Origin of the sequence: Marinobacterium lacunae, from assembly GCF_000705555.1 — a bacterium.
Taxonomy (GTDB): Bacteria; Pseudomonadota; Gammaproteobacteria; order Pseudomonadales; family Balneatricaceae; genus Marinobacterium_D; species Marinobacterium_D lacunae.
This window is the reverse complement of sequence record NZ_JMQN01000013.1, coordinates 245,568-262,008: the sequence shown is the minus strand read 5'-3', so window position 1 is coordinate 262,008 and position 16,441 is coordinate 245,568. Positions and strand designations below refer to the sequence as shown.

Annotated in this window: 14 protein-coding genes; 5 read left to right on the top strand and 9 right to left on the bottom strand. The window is 58.2% G+C overall.

Annotated elements, in window-relative coordinates; translation table 11 throughout:
- Positions 1-20: 20 nt before the first annotated feature.
- Both ADIMK_RS04050 and ADIMK_RS04045 read right to left on the bottom strand, forming a co-directional pair.
- Positions 21-2,195, bottom strand: a complete 2,175-nt coding sequence (locus ADIMK_RS04050) for a malate synthase G (RefSeq protein ID WP_036183891.1) — start codon at positions 2,193-2,195, stop codon at positions 21-23.
- 361 nt (positions 2,196-2,556) lie between these two features.
- Complete coding sequence (locus tag ADIMK_RS04045; protein WP_036183889.1) at positions 2,557-5,844, bottom strand: mechanosensitive ion channel domain-containing protein; 3,288 nt, start codon at positions 5,842-5,844, stop codon at positions 2,557-2,559.
- A gap of 70 nt (positions 5,845-5,914) precedes the next feature.
- Here ADIMK_RS04045 and ADIMK_RS04040 point away from each other — a divergent pair, with 70 nt between their 5' ends.
- Positions 5,915-6,925 carry an alpha/beta hydrolase gene (locus tag ADIMK_RS04040; RefSeq protein WP_156042778.1) on the top strand — a complete coding sequence of 337 codons (1,011 nt, stop codon included), beginning with the start codon at positions 5,915-5,917 and terminating at the stop codon, positions 6,923-6,925.
- 52 nt (positions 6,926-6,977) lie between these two features.
- Here ADIMK_RS04040 and serA read toward each other — a convergent pair whose 3' ends face one another.
- The 3 genes from serA to ADIMK_RS04025 all read right to left on the bottom strand — a co-directional run bounded on the left by serA (position 6,978) and on the right by ADIMK_RS04025 (position 9,624).
- Complete coding sequence (gene serA, locus ADIMK_RS04035) at positions 6,978-8,210, bottom strand: phosphoglycerate dehydrogenase (protein WP_036184220.1); 1,233 nt, start codon at positions 8,208-8,210, stop codon at positions 6,978-6,980.
- A gap of 182 nt (positions 8,211-8,392) precedes the next feature.
- A complete protein-coding gene (gene ppnP / locus ADIMK_RS04030; RefSeq protein WP_036184218.1) occupies positions 8,393-8,674 on the bottom strand; it encodes a pyrimidine/purine nucleoside phosphorylase in 282 nt (93 codons plus the stop codon).
- 53 nt (positions 8,675-8,727) lie between these two features.
- A complete protein-coding gene (locus ADIMK_RS04025; RefSeq protein WP_036184215.1) occupies positions 8,728-9,624 on the bottom strand; it encodes a LysR family transcriptional regulator in 897 nt (298 codons plus the stop codon).
- Positions 9,625-9,724: 100 nt separating this feature from the next.
- On the opposite strand from ADIMK_RS04025, the gene ADIMK_RS04020 reads away from it, so the two are divergent.
- Genes ADIMK_RS04020 through ADIMK_RS04010 form a run of 3 tightly spaced genes read left to right on the top strand, consistent with a single transcriptional unit; the run spans position 9,725 to position 12,394 of the window.
- Entirely contained in the window at positions 9,725-10,918 is a 1,194-nt protein-coding gene (locus tag ADIMK_RS04020) for an MFS transporter (protein ID WP_036183887.1), read from the top strand.
- Between the two features lie 55 nt (positions 10,919-10,973).
- Positions 10,974-11,636 carry a fumarylacetoacetate hydrolase family protein gene (locus ADIMK_RS04015; protein ID WP_036183884.1) on the top strand — a complete coding sequence of 221 codons (663 nt, stop codon included), beginning with the start codon at positions 10,974-10,976 and terminating at the stop codon, positions 11,634-11,636.
- The gene (locus tag ADIMK_RS04010) at positions 11,633-12,394 is read left to right on the top strand and encodes a DUF2927 domain-containing protein (protein ID WP_036183882.1); all 762 of its coding nucleotides are present in this window, start codon (positions 11,633-11,635) and stop codon (positions 12,392-12,394) included. Before ADIMK_RS04015 ends, ADIMK_RS04010 begins: the two co-directional genes overlap by 4 nt.
- A gap of 5 nt (positions 12,395-12,399) precedes the next feature.
- Here ADIMK_RS04010 and ADIMK_RS04005 read toward each other — a convergent pair whose 3' ends face one another.
- Positions 12,400-14,013: a phosphoethanolamine transferase gene (locus tag ADIMK_RS04005; protein WP_036184212.1), complete on the bottom strand. Its 1,614-nt coding sequence runs from the start codon at positions 14,011-14,013 to the stop codon at positions 12,400-12,402.
- A 164-nt stretch (positions 14,014-14,177) separates the two neighbouring features.
- On the opposite strand from ADIMK_RS04005, the gene ADIMK_RS04000 reads away from it, so the two are divergent.
- Complete coding sequence (locus ADIMK_RS04000; RefSeq protein ID WP_036183880.1) at positions 14,178-14,591, top strand: CopD family protein; 414 nt, start codon at positions 14,178-14,180, stop codon at positions 14,589-14,591.
- Here the strand turns inward: ADIMK_RS04000 and ADIMK_RS03995 are convergent.
- The 3 genes from ADIMK_RS03995 to ADIMK_RS03985 form a co-directional block, all read right to left on the bottom strand.
- Positions 14,588-15,193, bottom strand: a complete 606-nt coding sequence (locus ADIMK_RS03995; protein WP_051692436.1) for a ubiquinone biosynthesis accessory factor UbiJ — start codon at positions 15,191-15,193, stop codon at positions 14,588-14,590. The genes ADIMK_RS04000 and ADIMK_RS03995 overlap by 4 nt on opposite strands.
- A gap of 22 nt (positions 15,194-15,215) precedes the next feature.
- Entirely contained in the window at positions 15,216-15,971 is a 756-nt protein-coding gene (gene ubiE, locus ADIMK_RS03990) for a bifunctional demethylmenaquinone methyltransferase/2-methoxy-6-polyprenyl-1,4-benzoquinol methylase UbiE (RefSeq protein WP_036183878.1), read from the bottom strand.
- Positions 15,972-16,058: 87 nt separating this feature from the next.
- Positions 16,059-16,436, bottom strand: coding sequence for a gamma-butyrobetaine hydroxylase family protein (locus ADIMK_RS03985; protein WP_036183875.1), 378 nt, complete (start codon positions 16,434-16,436; stop codon positions 16,059-16,061).
- Positions 16,437-16,441: the final 5 nt, after the last annotated feature.

Sequence of the window (16,441 nt, the reverse complement as noted above, 5' to 3'; positions counted from 1 at the left end):
GTTTTCTTTTACCGGTCGAATCAGGCGCCTAATGCAGCCTTGGCTTCACGGCGGCGACGGTGCAGGACCGGCTCGGTGTAGCCATTGGGCTGCTCGCGACCTTTGAATACCAGATCGCAGGCCGCCTGGAAGGCGACGGAGTCGTCAAAGTTGGCAGCCATCGGTCGGTAGGCCGGATCCCCGTCGTTCTGGCGGTCCACAACCGCGGCCATGCGCTTCATGGTTTCCATCACCTGGGCTTCGGAGCATACGCCGTGGTGCAGCCAGTTGGCGATGTGCTGGCTTGAGATACGCAGAGTCGCACGGTCTTCCATCAGACCCACATCGTTGATGTCAGGTACCTTGGAACAGCCAACCCCCTGATCGATCCAGCGCACCACATAGCCGAGGATGCCCTGAGCGTTGTTGTCCAGCTCCTGCTGGATCTGTTCGGCGCTCCAGTCCGGATTCTGCGCCACCGGAACGGTCAGGATGTCGTCGAGGCTGGCGCGCTCGCGGGACTTCAGCTCCTCCTGACGGGCGAATACATCCACCTTGTGGTAGTGCAGCGCATGCAGGGTTGCGGCGGTCGGAGAGGGGACCCAGGCGGTGTTGGCTCCGGCCAGCGGGTGACCGATCTTGGCTTCCAGCATGCCGGCCATCAGGTCGGGCATCGCCCACATCCCCTTGCCGATCTGGGCGCGGCCGCTGAGGCCGCAGGCCAGGCCTGTGTCCACGTTCCAGTCTTCGTATGCCTTGATCCAGGCGGCGTTTTTCATGTCGCCCTTGCGGATCATCGGACCTGCTTCCATGGAGGTGTGGATCTCATCGCCGGTACGGTCGAGGAAGCCGGTGTTGATGAACACCACACGCTCCTTGGCGGCACGGATACACTCCTTCAGATTGACGGTGGTACGGCGCTCCTCGTCCATGATCCCCACCTTCATGGTGTGGCGAGCAAGACCCAGGGCATCTTCAATGCGTCCGAACAGCTCGTTGGTGAAGGCGACCTCTTCAGGTCCGTGCATCTTCGGCTTCACGATGTAGATGGAACCGGTCACGGTGTTGCTGAACTGGCCATTACCTTTCACGTCGTGTACGGAGATCAGCGTGGTAACCAGACCGTCCATGATCCCTTCCGGAATCTCGTTACCGTCCTTGTCCAGAATCGCCGGGTTGGTCATCAGATGGCCGACGTTGCGCACGAACATCAGGCTGCGACCCTTGAGCGTTACCTCGCCGCCGTCTGCTGAGGTATAGACGCGATCGGGATTCATTGAACGGGTGAAGGTCTTGCCGCCCTTGCTGACCTCTTCGGTCAGATCGCCCTTCATCAGGCCGAGCCAGTTGCGGTAAACCAGTACTTTGTCTTCGGCATCGACCGCGGCGACGGAGTCTTCGCAGTCCATGATGGTGGTCAGCGCCGACTCCATCAGGATGTCCTTGACCCCGGCGGCGTCGGACTTGCCGATCAGGTCGGTGCGGTCGATCTGAATTTCGAAGTGCAGGCCGTTATGCACCAGCGCGATGCCGGTGGGGCTGGCGGCGGTGCCGGTGTAACCGACCAGCTGTGACGGATCGGCCAGTACCCCTTCGCTGCCGTCGCGCATCGCCACGCACAGGGCACCATTCTGGATGCTGTAGCCGGCGGAGTCCTTGTGCGAGCCACTGGACAGCGGCGCGTAATCGTCGAGGAACTTGCGAGCGAAAGCGATCACCTTGGCGCCGCGTGCGGGGTTATAGCCACTGCCGGCCTCGGCGCCGCCGTCGCTGGAGATGGCATCGGTGCCGTAGAGCGCGTTGTAGAGGCTGCCCCAGCGTGCATTGGCTGCGTTCAGTGCATAGCGCGCATTCATGACCGGAACCACCAGCTGAGGGCCCGCCATGGTTGCCATCTCGGGGTCTACATTGCTGGTGGTGGCCGTAAAGTCAGGGCCTTCCGGCAGCAGGTAGCCGATATCGGTCAGAAATTGCTTATAGGCAGCGAAATCGAACTGGCCGCGATTCTGGCGGTGCCACTCATCGATCTTCTCCTGCAGCGCATCGCGTTTGGCCAGCAGCTCACGGTTGCGAGGTGCCAGTTCATGCACGATGGCATCGAAGGCTGCCCAATAGGCTTGCGCATCCACGCCGGTGCCCGGCAGGGCTTCATTGTTGATGAAGTTGTAGAGTTCCTCAGCGACCTGCAGGCCGCCAACCTGTACCCGTTGGCTCATGAGATATGCCTCGATTATCCAGTTATTGTCCCCGGCTCGCCGTGAGGCTGTGTTGACCCGGAGAGGAAGTTGGGACTTAACAGCATTGTGCAATGCGAAAATAACGCAAATTTCCGGCGATGTAACCCGTTTGCGCCTAAAGTATTAATTAGTCGCCTTTTCGTGTTATTTGGCGACAATATCGATGCTTTTTATGGCAGGTTTTCGCGTTTTTTTGTTGTTTTTTTACTAGAAAATAACGCGGTATCACATTGCAGGTGAGCCCATCATACCTTGAGTGAAGGATGATTGATCTTGTCATATAGTGAAAAAATAACAATGTGTTTTCATATTGTGAAATGTCGGGTGCGGCGCCCGGCAATCAATCGCCTGGTGGCGGATTGCCGGGCTTTGCAGCATCGGGTGTGGACGGGTAGAAGTGAACGTCCAGTTGCGGGAAGGCGATCTCGATACCGGCCTCCCGGAAGCGTCGGTCGATGGTGTGGTTAAGTCCGTCGGTAACGGGCACACGGTCTTCCATACGGCTGACGAAAACGCGCAGGTCGAAGTCGAGTGTGCTGGCGCCGAATGCGCGGAAATAGGCATCCGGTTCCGGATCATTGAGCACGTGTGGATTGTCCTTGGCGATCTCGACTAGCAGCGCCTTGACCCGTTCGGTATCGCTGCCGTAGGCGACACCTACTTGCAGTACGATGCGGGTTGTGGAGTCGGTCAGCGACCAGTTGATCAGGCGTTCGGTGATAAACGTCTTATTCGGAATCACCACCTCCTTGCGGTCCCAGTCGATCATCGTCGTCGCGCGAATCTGGATCTGTGATACCCGGCCGGTAACATCTCCAATGGTGACGGTATCGCCGATACGAATCGGTTTTTCGAACAGCAGGATCAGGCCCGAGACGAAGTTGGCGACGATCTCCTGCAAACCGAAACCAAGACCGACCCCCATTGCAGCAACCAGCCACTGCAGTTTGTTCCACTCAAGACCGAATTGGCTGACACCGGCCATAGTGCCAACCAGTATCAGGATATATTTCAGCAGTGTGGTGATGGCGAATCCGCTGCCCGGTGACAGGTTGAGGTGGCGCAGTACCAGTAGCTCAAGTAACCCCGGCAGGTTGTAAGCCGCGAGCAGGCTGGCGCCGAGAATTATCAGACCGGTGATCAGGTCGCTCAGCGTGATAGCACGCAACAGTTCGCCGTTGGCGGTGCTCTGGTATGTACTCCAGAGCGGGATCCGTTCCAGTATTTGTAGGGTCGGCAGGAAGTCGCCGAGCGTCAGCCATACCAGCAGTACCAGCAGTGCACCGGCTGTGACCTTGTTCAGGGTGCGTGCCTGTACCGAGATGGTCTTCAGATCCAGATAGTCCTCTTTTGGCAGCGGCAGCTCCTCGTCTGGGCTGTTGCGTGCGGCGATCTGTTCGGCCCGTCTCTCCAGCGCCTGCTTGAACGCCAGTTGGCGCTCCTCGATCAGCAGCCAGCGCTGGCCAAGGCGATAGAGCATGAAAACCAGTGCAATCTCGATGATAAGCAGTGTCAGAATCAGCATCATGAACAGGGCGCTGAGCAGGTAGCCGTATATGCCCAGCCCGAACATCACCAGATTGAACGCAATCATGGCGCCAATCCACAGGCGGGAGTCGGTCCACCAGCTCTGACTTTCGGCCAGCCGATTGAATTCGCTGTTGATCTTCCACATCACCCACCAGAACCTCAGCAGTACCAGAGTCAGTAGCAAGAACAGCAGTCGACCGCCCGAGGCGAGCAGGTCCGGCTGCTCAAGCCCGTCACTGATAAAGAGTCCCACCAGCAGTGGCAGTGTCAGCCAGCCGAGTAACCGTATCTCTCGCCGCAGGACGCGGCACAGTCGCTCCGGCAGTTCGAGGTGCGCAAAGAGCAGGCCGTGCGGTGTGCGCAACCAGCTCAGCGTACAGACATAGACAAAGCTGATGGCGGCAAGGGCGTAAAGCAGTAGCGAAGCCGTGTCATGCAATGGGTGGGAGGCGTTCAGTGCGCGCTGAAGCAACAATGCCAGAGTCGGTAGCGGTGTGGCGACCAGAGGCGCAGCTATCAATAGCTTGAAGGTGCGGGAAAACCGGTCCTGCGAGACCTTGCCGATCTGCTGGTGCCAGCGCTCCCAGTGGCGGCGCAGGTAGCGCGTAAGCACCCATGACAGTGCCAGCAGGGAGAGGGCCGTGCCCAATCGCGGCCAGAAGGCGCGGTCCCGATCGAAAAGCGGTTGGGCGCCACCGAGTTGCTGCCAGCTGTCCTGTAAATGGCCAAGGCCGCTCTCGAGGTCACTAAGCCAGCTGCGATCAAGCGGTTCCACGGTTGGCAGCCAGAGCAGATGCTGTTCGATCAGTGTTCGGGCTTTCTGGGTTTGCTCGTTGATCTGCTGTTGTGTGCTCAGGATTAGTGAGCGGGCGTTGATCAGCTGCTGACGGCTTTGGCGCAACTGTTCAAGCAAGCGCCGTCTGTTGTCGAGCAGGCTTTTGTACTGTGACTGATACTGGTCATCCAGCGCTGTGACGCTGTCCGGCAGTTGGTTCTTGAGCTGTTCGAGTTCGAAGATTTCCCGATCACCGCTCAGATTCGCCAGTCGTAACTGGTTGATCTCGTTTAGGCTGGTTGAGGTATCCAGTGGTCGCGTCAGTTGGCGCGAAAACTGTCGCAATTCGGCGCTGAGTTGCGGGATGTCCAGTTCCAGCTGTTGCTGGATCAGCTGTGATTGTTGGGTGATCTGCTCCAACTGACTGTTCAGGCTTCTCTGGCGCAGTTGGCTGCTGTCGATGTGACGCAGCAGCCGGCTCAATTGTTCGTTGCTGTTGCGATTTTTTTGCCGGAGCAGCTCCAGCGGAGCAGGCAGGCTGCTGCTGCCCGGTGCCAGCTCTGCCAATGATTGCTCCAGGGCACTGCGTCGACGTTCGAGCAACGCGTTCTGAAGCTGTTCGATCTGGGACGACAAGGCTTCGATTTCTCGCCGGGTCTGACTGAGTTTGAGCTGGTTCAGCTCAGACTCACCTGGCAAGGCCAGCAGCTCCAGTTCGAGTGTTTGAATCTTGGCGGTTTGCTCCTCCTGCTGCGCTTCGCTCAATACCTGCCGTGCGTCGCGTAACACCTGCGCAATGCCTTCGTCTGGAAGGTCGGGCTTGGGGGAAGTGCTTTGTTTGAGCTGCGTCAGTTGGCTACGCAGATCGATCATGCGGGCGTCGTCACGGCTGATCGCATCGCTCAACTGGTCACGTTTCTGCTCCAGCTTGACCAGCTCGGCCTTACGTTGGGTAAGGCGCTGATCCAGTGATTCGGCTGTGTCGGTGGCGGTGACCGGATCTTCCGGCGCCGGCAAAGGAGTGCTCAGGGTGTTTCGCAACTGGTTGAGCTGATCGGGCAACTGCGCAATCTGTTCATTCAGCTGCTGGCTGCGCTCACGCAACTGAGACAGGTTGTCCAGCGCGCTTTGCGTTTGCTGATAGGTTTCACGCAGTGCCTGAGTCTCGGGACTGGTATCCTCGGGTTTGAGCTTGTCGAGCTGCTGAGTCAGTGATTCCAGTGTTGGCAGTGCTGCGCGCACCGGTTGAATCAGTAATACTGAGAACAGCAGCAGCCAGGAGAGGCTGCGAAGTGCCGAACGGGCACGCGAAGGTCGATGCATGGACGGGTTCCGATCCCGGTAAGGTCATTGACTCTATTGTCGTCAACATAGCGCTGATAGGAAAGCCGGATTGACTCATTACAGCCAGTTAGACGTTGCCGATGCTCCTGGGTTCACGGCCAGGCAGATTCGTGAGCAGCTGCCGCATGAGTTCCATTGCCATTGGAATCCCTCCCGCTCGCTTGAGGCCTATCTAAGGCATTACGGGCTGGATCGGTTGGTGTCGAAAAGCGATTACAGTATCGCACGATTGGTGGTCGGCTTCTCTGAAGTTGTCGTGCAGCGTTTTCGACAGCGTGAAAACGCCAGGGGGACTGTGTTGCTGGTGCACGGCTACATGGACCATGCAGGCCTTGCGCGACCCTTGGCCGATTATCTGTTCGAGCACGGTTGGGACGTGCTGCTATATGATCTGCCTGGTCACGGTTTATCCGATGGCGCTCCTCATGCCGTGGATGACTTCTTCCACTATGCCGAGCAGCTCTCGGGGCTGATTAGCAAGCAGATGCCGGCACTGTCTGAACCGCTGACCCTGGTGGGCCACAGCACCGGCGGTGCGATCATCACGACGCTGCTGTTGAGAGCGCCAGAGGCACGAGATTGGCCACTAACACGGCCGGTACTGCTGGCGCCTCTGTTGCGGCCAACCCATTGGCAGAGTATCAGACGCAAGTATCGCTGGCTCAGGCCTTGGCTTAGGCGAGTCAGACGCGTATACCAGCATAATTCTCACGATCGCGATTTCCTCACGTTCATTCGCCGGCGGGATCCGCTTCAGCACCCCTGGATACCGGTTCGCTGGATAGGGGCGATGCTGAGCTGGATCGACTGGGTCGAGCAGCAGCCGAGCAGTGCGTTCTGTCCACTGATCATTCAAGGGACAGAGGATGCGACCGTTGAATGGCGGCATAATCTGGATGTCTTCGGGCGGCTGTTTCCCGGCGGTGAGCAGTGTCTGGTCGAGAGTGGACGGCACAATCTGATCAACGAGGCGAGGCGTTGGCGCAGCCAGGTGTTTGGCCGTTTATTGCAGCAGCTGGAACGGGATTGTGCCGAGGCGTGTCGGGAAACGGAGCAATGAAAAACGCCCGCTCGCAGATGCGAAACGGGCGTTCAGAGGCAAACGCGTCAGCTTAGAACAGACGGCGGCAGCGGATGGTACCGTCGATCTGGCTCAGCTTCTCTAGTGCAACTTCCGAGTAGTCAGCGTCTACATCAATGACCACGTAGCCAACCTTGTCGTTGGTCTGCAGGTACTGGCCGGCAATGTTGATGTTGTTCTCGGAGAATACATTGTTGATTTTCGACAGCACGCCCGGAATATTCTGATGTACGTGCAGCAGGCGGTGAGCGTTGGGGTGCTCCGGCAGCGCCACCTCCGGGAAGTTGACGGAGGTGATGGAGGAGCCGTTGTCGCTGTACTTGACCAGTTTCTCGGCCACTTCATAGCCGATGTTTTCCTGGGCTTCCATGGTGGAACCGCCCACATGAGGGGTCAGAATCACGTTGTCGAATTCGCGCAGCGGGCTTACGAACTCATCATCGTTGGTGCGTGGCTCGACCGGGAACACGTCCACAGCTGCGCCGAGCAACTTGCCGCTGGCCAGTGCCGAACACAGGGCGTCGATATCGACTACGGTACCGCGGGCAGCATTCAGGAAGATTGCGCCATCCTTCATCTGCTCGAACTGAACCTGGCCCATCATGTTCTTGGTTGCAGCGGTTTCCGGTACGTGCAGGGAGATCACGTCACACATGCCCAGCAGTTCGGCCATGGAGGCAACCTGGGTGGCATTACCCAGCGGCAGTTTGGTGACCACGTCGTAGAAGTACACCTGCATACCAAGGCCTTCGGCCAGCACGCTCAGCTGAGAACCGATGCTGCCGTAGCCGACGATACCCAGCTTCTTGCCGCGGATTTCGTAAGAGTTCTTGGCGCTTTTTTGCCAGACACCTCGGTGTGCCTTGGCGTTTTTCTCGGCCACGCCACGCAGCAGAATGATCGATTCAGCCAGTACCAGTTCGGCAACCGAACGGGTATTGGAGTAGGGGGCGTTGAATACCGCAATACCGGCGCGGGTCGCGGCTTGAAGATCGACCTGGTTGGTGCCGATGCAGAAGCAGCCGACGGCCACCAGCTTTTCAGCGGCTTCAAATACTTTCTCGGTCAGCTGGGTGCGGGAGCGGATGCCGATGAAGTGCACATCGCGGATGCGCTCCACCAGTTCCTCTTCCGGCAGAGAACCGGTGTGGAATTCGATGTTGGTGTAGCCCTGGGCATTCAACGTGTCGATCGCGGACTGGTGCACGCCCTCCAACAGCAGGATCTTGATCTTGCTCTTTTCGAGGGAGGTGGGTTTGCTCATCATCTGCAGCGGGTTCCTAACTTTCGCCGAAAATGTCGGCCGGTGGTAAGAAAGTGCCGCATTGTAGCATACCCGGGGCATATTGAGCGCTTGCGGAAAGACTGAGTTGCGGAAATTTTCTCAGCAGAAGTTGAGTAGGATTGGAGTTGCCGCCGAATGGGGATCTTCGGCGGCGGCAGGCATCAGCTATAGAAGCAGAGGTAGGCAGTCGGCTTGCTGACCTTCAGGTCGAATGACTGCTCGGCGGCGATGCTGAACTCCGTACCGGCCGGGAAGGACTGCCAGTCACTGCTGCCGGGCAGGCGTACAACCAATTCTCCGCAGGTAACCTTCATCAGCTCATTCTGGCTGGTGCCGAAGGTGTACTCGCCGGGCGCCATGACGCCGGAGGTGACAGGGCCGTCCGGGCCTTCAAACGCGATCGACATTACCTTGCCGTCGAAATACTGGTTTACGCTCAGCATTGCAGCTTTCTCCGCAAAAAAAGGAAGCATCATAGTGACATCTTGTGCCGCTGTCATGTTCCGTGAGTAGTAGTTGCGTTCGGTGTATGGTCGATCAAAAAATCGACAAAGGCCCGATTGGCGCGCGACAGATATCCATCTCGGCGCCAGGCGATGGACAGATCAAGCCAGACCGGCTCGGAAAAAGGACGTGCCACCAGATCCGCATCTTCCTCGATTACCATGGTCAATAATGTTGTGATGGCAAAGCCGTGGCGAACGATCTGCTTGATCAGCGGCAGCAGGTTGGTCTCAAACCCTATTTTCAGTGCATATCCGGATTCCCGAGCCAGACGTTCCATCGTTTCGCGGTGGAAATAGCCCTGTTTGAACACGACGAGGTCTTCCTGAAAGAAATCAGCGGGACTGACGCTGGGCCGTTCGGCAAGCGGATGGTCACGCAACATAACGGCGGTCATCTGATCGCGCAGAAAACAGTGACTTTCGAGGTCGGCCGGTGGTGTGTCGCTGACGATGACGCCAACATCGATCTCCCCTTCTGAGATCATCTGCTGGATCTTGCGTGCCCCCGACTCGACTACGGTCAACTGCAGGTTCGGGTAGCGGTGGCGAAATGCCATCAGGATCGGCGGAAAGTAGTAGGAGCCGAGCATGCTGGGAATGGCGATCCTGACCTCACCGCGTTTCAACCCGTGCAGTTCGCGCATCTCCAGTTCGGCGTCTTCGGTTGCCTGCACGATGCGACGGGCATGAGCGAGCAGTGTGTGGCCCTCGTCAGTCAGTTCGATGCTGCGTTCGCGACGGTGAAACAGCGTCAGCTCCAGACTCTCCTCCAGTTTACGGATCGCCATGCTGACTGCAGGCTGGGCCACATGCAGGCTACGCGCCGCCGCGGTAAAGCCGTTTTCGTCGACGACGGCGAGAAAATAGCGCAATGCACGAATGTCGATCATAATACTTCCTTATCAATACAATAATAATTATATATTTTATTGATTTTAAATCCATTGCTATCGTGGTCAGAGTTTAACCAACTGCTGGAGCTCTACCGTGATTGAATTGGGTCATAACGCGTTTTGGCGAGCCACGTTGGCGCTCGTTCTGGGCTCATTCATGATCTTTGCCAACGTCTATGTCACCCAGCCGCTGCTGCCGATGCTGGCCGAGGATTTCGGCATATCGCCGCTATTGGCGGGTTGGAGTTTCACGGTTACGACCCTGATGCTGGGTTTGTCACTGCTGTTTTACGGCCCGCTCTCCGATGCGCTTGGCCGACGGGTGATCATGCTGGTGACCATGACCGGTGCTGCGCTCGTTACGGTGGCGCTGGCACTGGTGAGGGATTACTACGTGTTGCTGGCATTGCGCGCACTTCAGGGTGTTCTGCTTGGTGGCCTGCCTGCGGTGGCGATCGCCTATATGGGGGATGAGTTCAGCAAGCGCGCGGTTGCCGTGGCGGTTGGGCTGTATATCAGCGGCAACAGTCTCGGGGGTATTGGCGGGCGCCTTGTTGGCGGTTTCGTCGGTGAATGGCTGGGGTGGAGCAACGCCTTTCTGGTGATGAGTGGCGTAAGCCTTGTGTGTCTGCTGGCGTTTGCGCTGCTGCTGCCGCCCTCCCAACACTTTTCGCCGCGGCCGGTGCGGCCTCGTCAGATGCTGGCAGATCTGGCTCTGCACCTGCGTAACCCAGCGCTTCTGCTGGCCTACATCATCGGCGGCTTGAACTTCTTTATATTCGTTAATCAGTACAGCTATGTCACCTTCGTGCTGGCGGATGCGCCCTACAACCTGCCGCCGAGCCTGTTAGGTCTGCTGTTTCTGACCTATTTAAGCGGTACGGTCGGCTCGACGCTGGCCGGTCGGGTGGCGCTGAAGATCAGTCAGCCGCGCTGCATGACACTGGGTATTGTGATCCTGATGATCGGGTCTGCGGTGACACTGATGCCAGGATTACCTGCCATTATTCTGGGGCTTTTGATCAACAGCTTCGGCTTCTTTTTTGCGCACTCCAGCGTCAGCAGCTGGGTGAGCCATAATGCCGAGAGGGCCAAGGCCAGCGCGTCGTCCCTCTATCTGATGTTTTACTACCTCGGTGCCAGTGTGGGTGGCTTCTACCTCCACCCCTTCTGGGGCATGGCGGGGTGGTTCGGTGTGGTAATGGGGTCCACTTTGGTCTTGGCCATCACCCTGTGCTGCTCGCTGTGGCTGGCAAAACGTCCGCGACCGATACTGGTTGCCGCCTGATTGCGAGGCTATGATGCGATCAGGTAATTGAGCGAATAGTCAGTAAGGAGCGGTTATGGGATATCAGCATACGATGGCGGATGGGGCTGCGGTTGCGCTGCCGGTGGGAAAGGTGGTTTGCATCGGGCGCAATTACGCTGAGCACGCACGTGAGCTGAATAATGAAGTGCCCAGCGAGCCGTTGTTGTTCATGAAGCCCTCCAGCGCGTTGAGTACGATGTCGGAACCGGTCAAGGTGCCGCGTGGATTAGGCAGCGTTCATTTCGAGACCGAGTTGGCAATACTGATTGGCGAGCGCCTGAGCCATGCGGATGAGCAGGCGGCACAGCACGCCATTGTGGGTGTCGGGCTGGGATTGGATCTTACCCTGCGAGATGTGCAGGAAAAGCTCAAGTCCAAGGGACATCCCTGGGAGCGCGCCAAGGGGTTCGACGGTGCCTGTCCCTTGTCGCCCTTCCTGACTCCGGCCAGTGTCGGCGATCTGACGGACGTGCAGTTGCGCCTGACGGTTAACGACGAGGTACGCCAGGATGGCAACAGCGCACAGATGATCACCCCGATTTTGGCGCTGATCAGCTATATCAGCCAGTGGTTTACGCTGGAGCCGGGTGATGTGGTTCTGACCGGTACACCGGCCGGAGTCGGGGCTTTGGAGCCTGGCGACAAGCTGCGTGTCGAGATCGTCGATCTGCTGCGGGTGGATACCTGCGCGGAATGATCCTGCGCTGGTGCTGTAGTGTGCTGCTCTGCTTGCCGTTGAGCCTGATGGCGGCAGAGCGCTGGCAGCAGCCGGAATATATTCTCGACAGTCTGATCGAAGTGGGGCTGCGTGCCGAGCACGGCCCCGACCCGCTTATCCTGCGAAAATGGCACGAGCCGTTGCGCGTCCACGTCGATTACCAGTTGCCCGAACGGGCGCTTCACGAACGGCTGATCAAGGCTCATCTGGATCAGCTCAGCGATATTACCGGCCACCCGATCAGGCTTGTAGCCACAGCCAGGGCGGCGAACGTTGAAGTGCTGTTACTGCGCCAGCAAGCGTTGGCCGAGGTATGGCGAGCGAAAAGCAACGGCGGATCCATCCCCCCGAGAACACTTTGTCTGGCGCGCATCTGGAGTCAGGGCGGCGAGATCAGCCGGGCGTTGGTGGCTATTCCGGTGGATCGGGCCAGTCAGGAGGGCAAGCTGGTCAGCTGCATCGTCGAGGAGCTGACCCAGATTCTGGGGCTGCCCAACGATTCAGAAAAGGTCTACCCCTCCATCTTCAATGACCGCTCGACCGATCAGTTGCTCAGCGGGCTGGACTTTGTCCTGCTGCGGCTGCTCTACGATCCGCGAATGCAGTCGGGCATGGGGCCTGAGCAGGTCCGACGTGCCGGTCGGCCGATCGTGTTGGAGTACCAGCGTCAGGGAGTAATTGATGGAGCCGCCCGAGAGGTGCGCCGAGGCGAGCTGTACTCACTGCTCGGCTATTGATCTGTTCAGCGGCAGGCGTTGAACAGATCGAGTTTGGGGTTGTAGACGCTTGTTTCAACACCCATCAGCCCAAGAACCGAATGGAACAGGTTATCGTGGCTGAATTCATCATGGCGTTTCTCAGCCAGACACGCTTTGCTGATATGCGCATCCTGTAGCATCCCGTCCGATAGCCAGATCACCATCGGCACGCGCTTTTGCTGTTCCGGTGCGATCAGGTAGGGCACGCCGTGCAGAAACACCCCAGACTCTCCCAGTGACTCGCCGTGATCGGACATGTAGATCAGCGCGGTGTCATACTGCTCCTGCGCCTGCTTGAGCATGTCGATGGTCTGTGACAGGAAGTAGTCTGTATACAGAATGGTGTTGTCATAGGCGTTCACGATGCGCTCGACATCGCAACTCTGCAATTCGGCACTGTCGCACACGGGTTTGAACTGCTCGAAGTTGCTGGGGTAGCGCTTGTAGTAGGCAGGGCCATGGCTGCCTTTCTGGTGCATGACAATGACACGGTCGCCCGGGCGTTCCTGCGTCGGCTTGAGTTCAAGCCCCTCCAGCATCTTGGTATCGAAGCACTCATCGTCTTCGCAATTGGCCGGATTGGTGGACTCATTGGGTATGCGATCGCATGCGCCCTTGCAGCCTGAGTTGTTGTCGCGCCAGAGGGTATCAATACCGGCATGTGCAAGTACGTCCATCAGCCCCTCGGTATAGTGGGCGCTGTCGGCATCGTAGTTGTCCCGGCCGCTGGCGGAGAACATGCAGGGCACCGATACGGCGGTACTGGTGCCGCAGGACCAGGTATTGTCGAAGAACAGGACATCGCGCTTGCTCAGCTCGGGGTTGGTATCACGCGTGTAGCCGTCCAGCGAGAAATTCTGTGCCCGAGCGGTCTCGCCGACGACGATGACAGTCAGGCGCGGGCGCGGACCGGGTTTCTGCTCGTGAGCATCCACGCCGATGCTTTCGAGCGGGTGATTGCTCTGTGCATATGCGCCGCTGAGGGTGCGCAGGCCATAATAGAGATAGTTGGTTGGCACGATCAGATGACGTACCTCGCGGTGGTTACGAAACAGCGAGGCAAAGCTCTGATATTGCAGCAGCGCGACGCCTCCAATGATGACGAGACTGAAGAGCGCGCCCAGCGTGCGCAGCTTTGCCGCATGCAGCCAGGTGGTCTGTCGCAGGGGGACGGCCAGCACGAGCGCGCTGGGCAGTACGCCAAAGCCCAGCATCCACCCTACCAGTCCCGGTGTCAGCAATTCCTGAACCTCCGCCGGATCGGTTTCCAGGGCGTTTTGCACCATGGTCTTGTCGATCATCACGCCGTAGGCGTTCATGTAGTAGCTGATGCCAGCGGCGCTGAGCAACACGACTATCGCTAGAGGACGCATCAGGGCCCGAGGCACCAGCAGGGTGATCAGCAGATTGAGTATGGCGACGAAGAACAGGAACAGGCCGATTACAAAAACGACGCCCGCCCACCCGGATGCCTGAGGCTGTGTCAGAATCATCTGCCAGAGTGGAACGTTGTAGGCGCAAATCAGCAAGATCGAAAGCGCCAGACTGAACTGAAAGGTGTTGAGCTGAAACCGTCTAAAGGGAAGGCGGGTGGGCATCAGGTACTCCGCGGTGAGCATTTTTATACAGCCTTGAACGGTATTTCATGAAACTTAAACAAATCTTAAGCGCGGTGGTGTCGAGTCGTGATGGACAGCCTGAGCGAGGCTGGCATACTGGGCGCTGCTGTTTAGAAGGCTTCTATGTCGAGTAGGGAGAGAGCATGCTTTGGGTCAAGATGCTGCATATATTGGCGATGACCAGCTGGATGGCAGGGATTTTTTACCTGCCGCGCATATTTGTGCATTACGTGGAGGGTCGCAGTGCCGGTCAGGATGTGACCCGGCTCGAGATCATGGCGCGCAAGCTGTACGGCTTCATGACCATTATGGCGGTGTTTACTCTGGTGTTTGGGGTCTGGCTATGGAAGGGCTGGGGATTCAGCGGTGGATGGCTGCATGCCAAATTGCTGTTTGTGGCGCTACTGATCGGCTATCACCTGTGGTGCAGGGCCTATCTTAAGCAGTTGCAACGCGGGGAGTTGACCCGCAGCGGCAAGTATTTCCGGCTCTATAATGAGCTGCCGCTGCTGATATTCGTGCCGATCCTGATCTTCGTGGTGGTCAAGCCGTTCTAAGGCTGGAGGCGGTTGATACGTGCTTCCAGGCGGTCGACCGCTTCGCGAAGCTCATCCACCTCGTCGAGGAAAAGCTCAATCTCGATTCGGGTCGGTAACAGCTGGGCCTCTTCCTGCAGATACTCCTTGCTGTTTAGGATCAGCGATTGGGCAGTGTCCCGGCTGTAGCTGCCGAGTGAGCGCAGGAACCGGGCGGCCTCGTGTCCGGCGGCATCGCCGAGCAGGTTGCCAAGCCAGGCTTCCCAGTCGATTCGGGTGTCGGCCAGTATGCCTTGAAGTGTATGAGCCAGTGCGGCATCGCCCCTGAGTGCGACACCCTTTCCGAACAACACCTCGTTTCCGGCGATCGGCAGTCGCATTAGTGACAGGGCCTGACCTGATAGGGTGACGTCTGCCTCGCCTTCGTAGTGTGCCAGTAGGTCGATGCCTTCGCTATGCGGTAGCAGGTAGAGGGCCATGGCGGGGCTGGATGCTTCCACTGCGATGACCCTCCCGCCCAGTGCACCGAGACGATCGAGAGTGACCGGGTCCTGAGCCAGCAGCGTGTTAAGGCTTTGCTCGGCAAATGAGAGCAGGCCTGCGCTGAGCATGTGCAATGGCATGTACGCCTCCTTCAGGCGACGGTCAGGGTTTGATGCCCGTGTGCAGGGCGACCACCCCGCCTGTCATGTTCTGGTAGCGGCAACCGACGAAGCCGGCATCGTTCATCATCTGCTTCAGTGTTTCCTGATCCGGGTGCATGCGGATCGATTCAGCAAGGTAGCGATAGCTCTCGGCATCGTCGGCGATCAGCTTGCCCATCTGCGGCAGAATATTGAACGAGTAGAAGTCGTAGGCTTTGGTCAGCAGGGGGTTGTCGGTCTTGGAGAACTCCAGCACCATCAGCTTGCCGCCGGGCTTTAACACTCGCTGCATGGAGCGCAGCGCCGCATCCTTGTCGGTTACGTTTCGCAGGCCAAAGGCAATGGTGATGATATCGAAGGTGTTGTCGGCAAACGGCAGGCACTCGGCGTTGGCCTGAACATATTCGATATTGCCGGCAGCGCCTGCGTTGATCAGTTTGTCGCGGCCAACCTTCAGCATCGAGTCGTTGATGTCAGCCAGCACGACCTTCCCGCTGGGGCCGACAAGACGGGAAAACTTGCGTGTCAGGTCGCCCGTGCCGCCTGCGATATCGAGCACCTGCATCCCGGCCCGCGCGCCGCTCTGCTCGATGGTCAACCGCTTCCAGAGACGGTGAATGCCGCCGGACATCAGGTCGTTCATCAGGTCGTATTTTCCGGCAACAGAGTGGAAAACGTCGGCAACCCGTTTCACCTTCTCGTCGACGGGTACTTCCTGATAACCGAAATGGGTGGTGTCCTGCTTCTTATCGCTCATTGTCCGCTCAAATTGCCTGATGGAAAGTTGCTGCATTGTAGCGCCCGACAAGGTGATTTGTCTTGAGTCGCCTCAATGTGCGCGGTGTTAGCCGCGCGCGATCAAGCCGTTGTCGCGGCTTTTTCCCGCCGCTTCCAGCTGTTTGAGGTAGCGCTCCCAGTATTCAGCCTGGTTGTGCGCCAGATCGTGCAGGTATTCCCAGGTGTAGAGTCCGGAGTCGTGGCCGTCGTCGAAAATGATCTTGAGCGCGTAGTTGCCGGAGGGCTCTACGCCCTTGATGCCGACGTGTTTTTTGCCATGTTGCAGCACGCCGTTGCCGATGCCATGTCCACGCACTTCCGCCGAGGGGGAGTGTACGCGCAGAAATTCGGCGGACAACTCAAATGTGCCGTCGTCGTACACCAGCTCCAGTGTGCGGGATTTCAGGTGCAGTCGGATATCGCGTGGTAGCGGGACCTCGATCATGCTGT

Bases quoted from the DNA above. Each gene is read 5' to 3' on its own strand.
- ADIMK_RS04010 (WP_036183882.1), top strand. From the start codon at position 11,633: ATGATCCTGCGCTGGTGCTGTAGTGTGCTGCTCTGCTTGCCGTTGAGC.
- ppnP (WP_036184218.1), bottom strand. From the start codon at position 8,674: ATGCTGAGCGTAAACCAGTATTTCGACGGCAAGGTAATGTCGATCGCG.
- ADIMK_RS03995 (WP_051692436.1), bottom strand. From the start codon at position 15,193: ATGCCATTGCACATGCTCAGCGCAGGCCTGCTCTCATTTGCCGAGCAA.
- ubiE (WP_036183878.1), bottom strand. From the start codon at position 15,971: ATGAGCGATAAGAAGCAGGACACCACCCATTTCGGTTATCAGGAAGTA.
- ADIMK_RS04050 (WP_036183891.1), bottom strand. From the start codon at position 2,195: ATGAGCCAACGGGTACAGGTTGGCGGCCTGCAGGTCGCTGAGGAACTC.
- serA (WP_036184220.1), bottom strand. From the start codon at position 8,210: ATGAGCAAACCCACCTCCCTCGAAAAGAGCAAGATCAAGATCCTGCTG.
- ADIMK_RS03985 (WP_036183875.1), bottom strand. From the start codon at position 16,436: ATGATCGAGGTCCCGCTACCACGCGATATCCGACTGCACCTGAAATCC.
- ADIMK_RS04000 (WP_036183880.1), top strand. From the start codon at position 14,178: ATGCTTTGGGTCAAGATGCTGCATATATTGGCGATGACCAGCTGGATG.
- ADIMK_RS04005 (WP_036184212.1), bottom strand. From the start codon at position 14,013: ATGCCCACCCGCCTTCCCTTTAGACGGTTTCAGCTCAACACCTTTCAG.
- ADIMK_RS04015 (WP_036183884.1), top strand. From the start codon at position 10,974: ATGGGATATCAGCATACGATGGCGGATGGGGCTGCGGTTGCGCTGCCG.
- ADIMK_RS04045 (WP_036183889.1), bottom strand. From the start codon at position 5,844: ATGCATCGACCTTCGCGTGCCCGTTCGGCACTTCGCAGCCTCTCCTGG.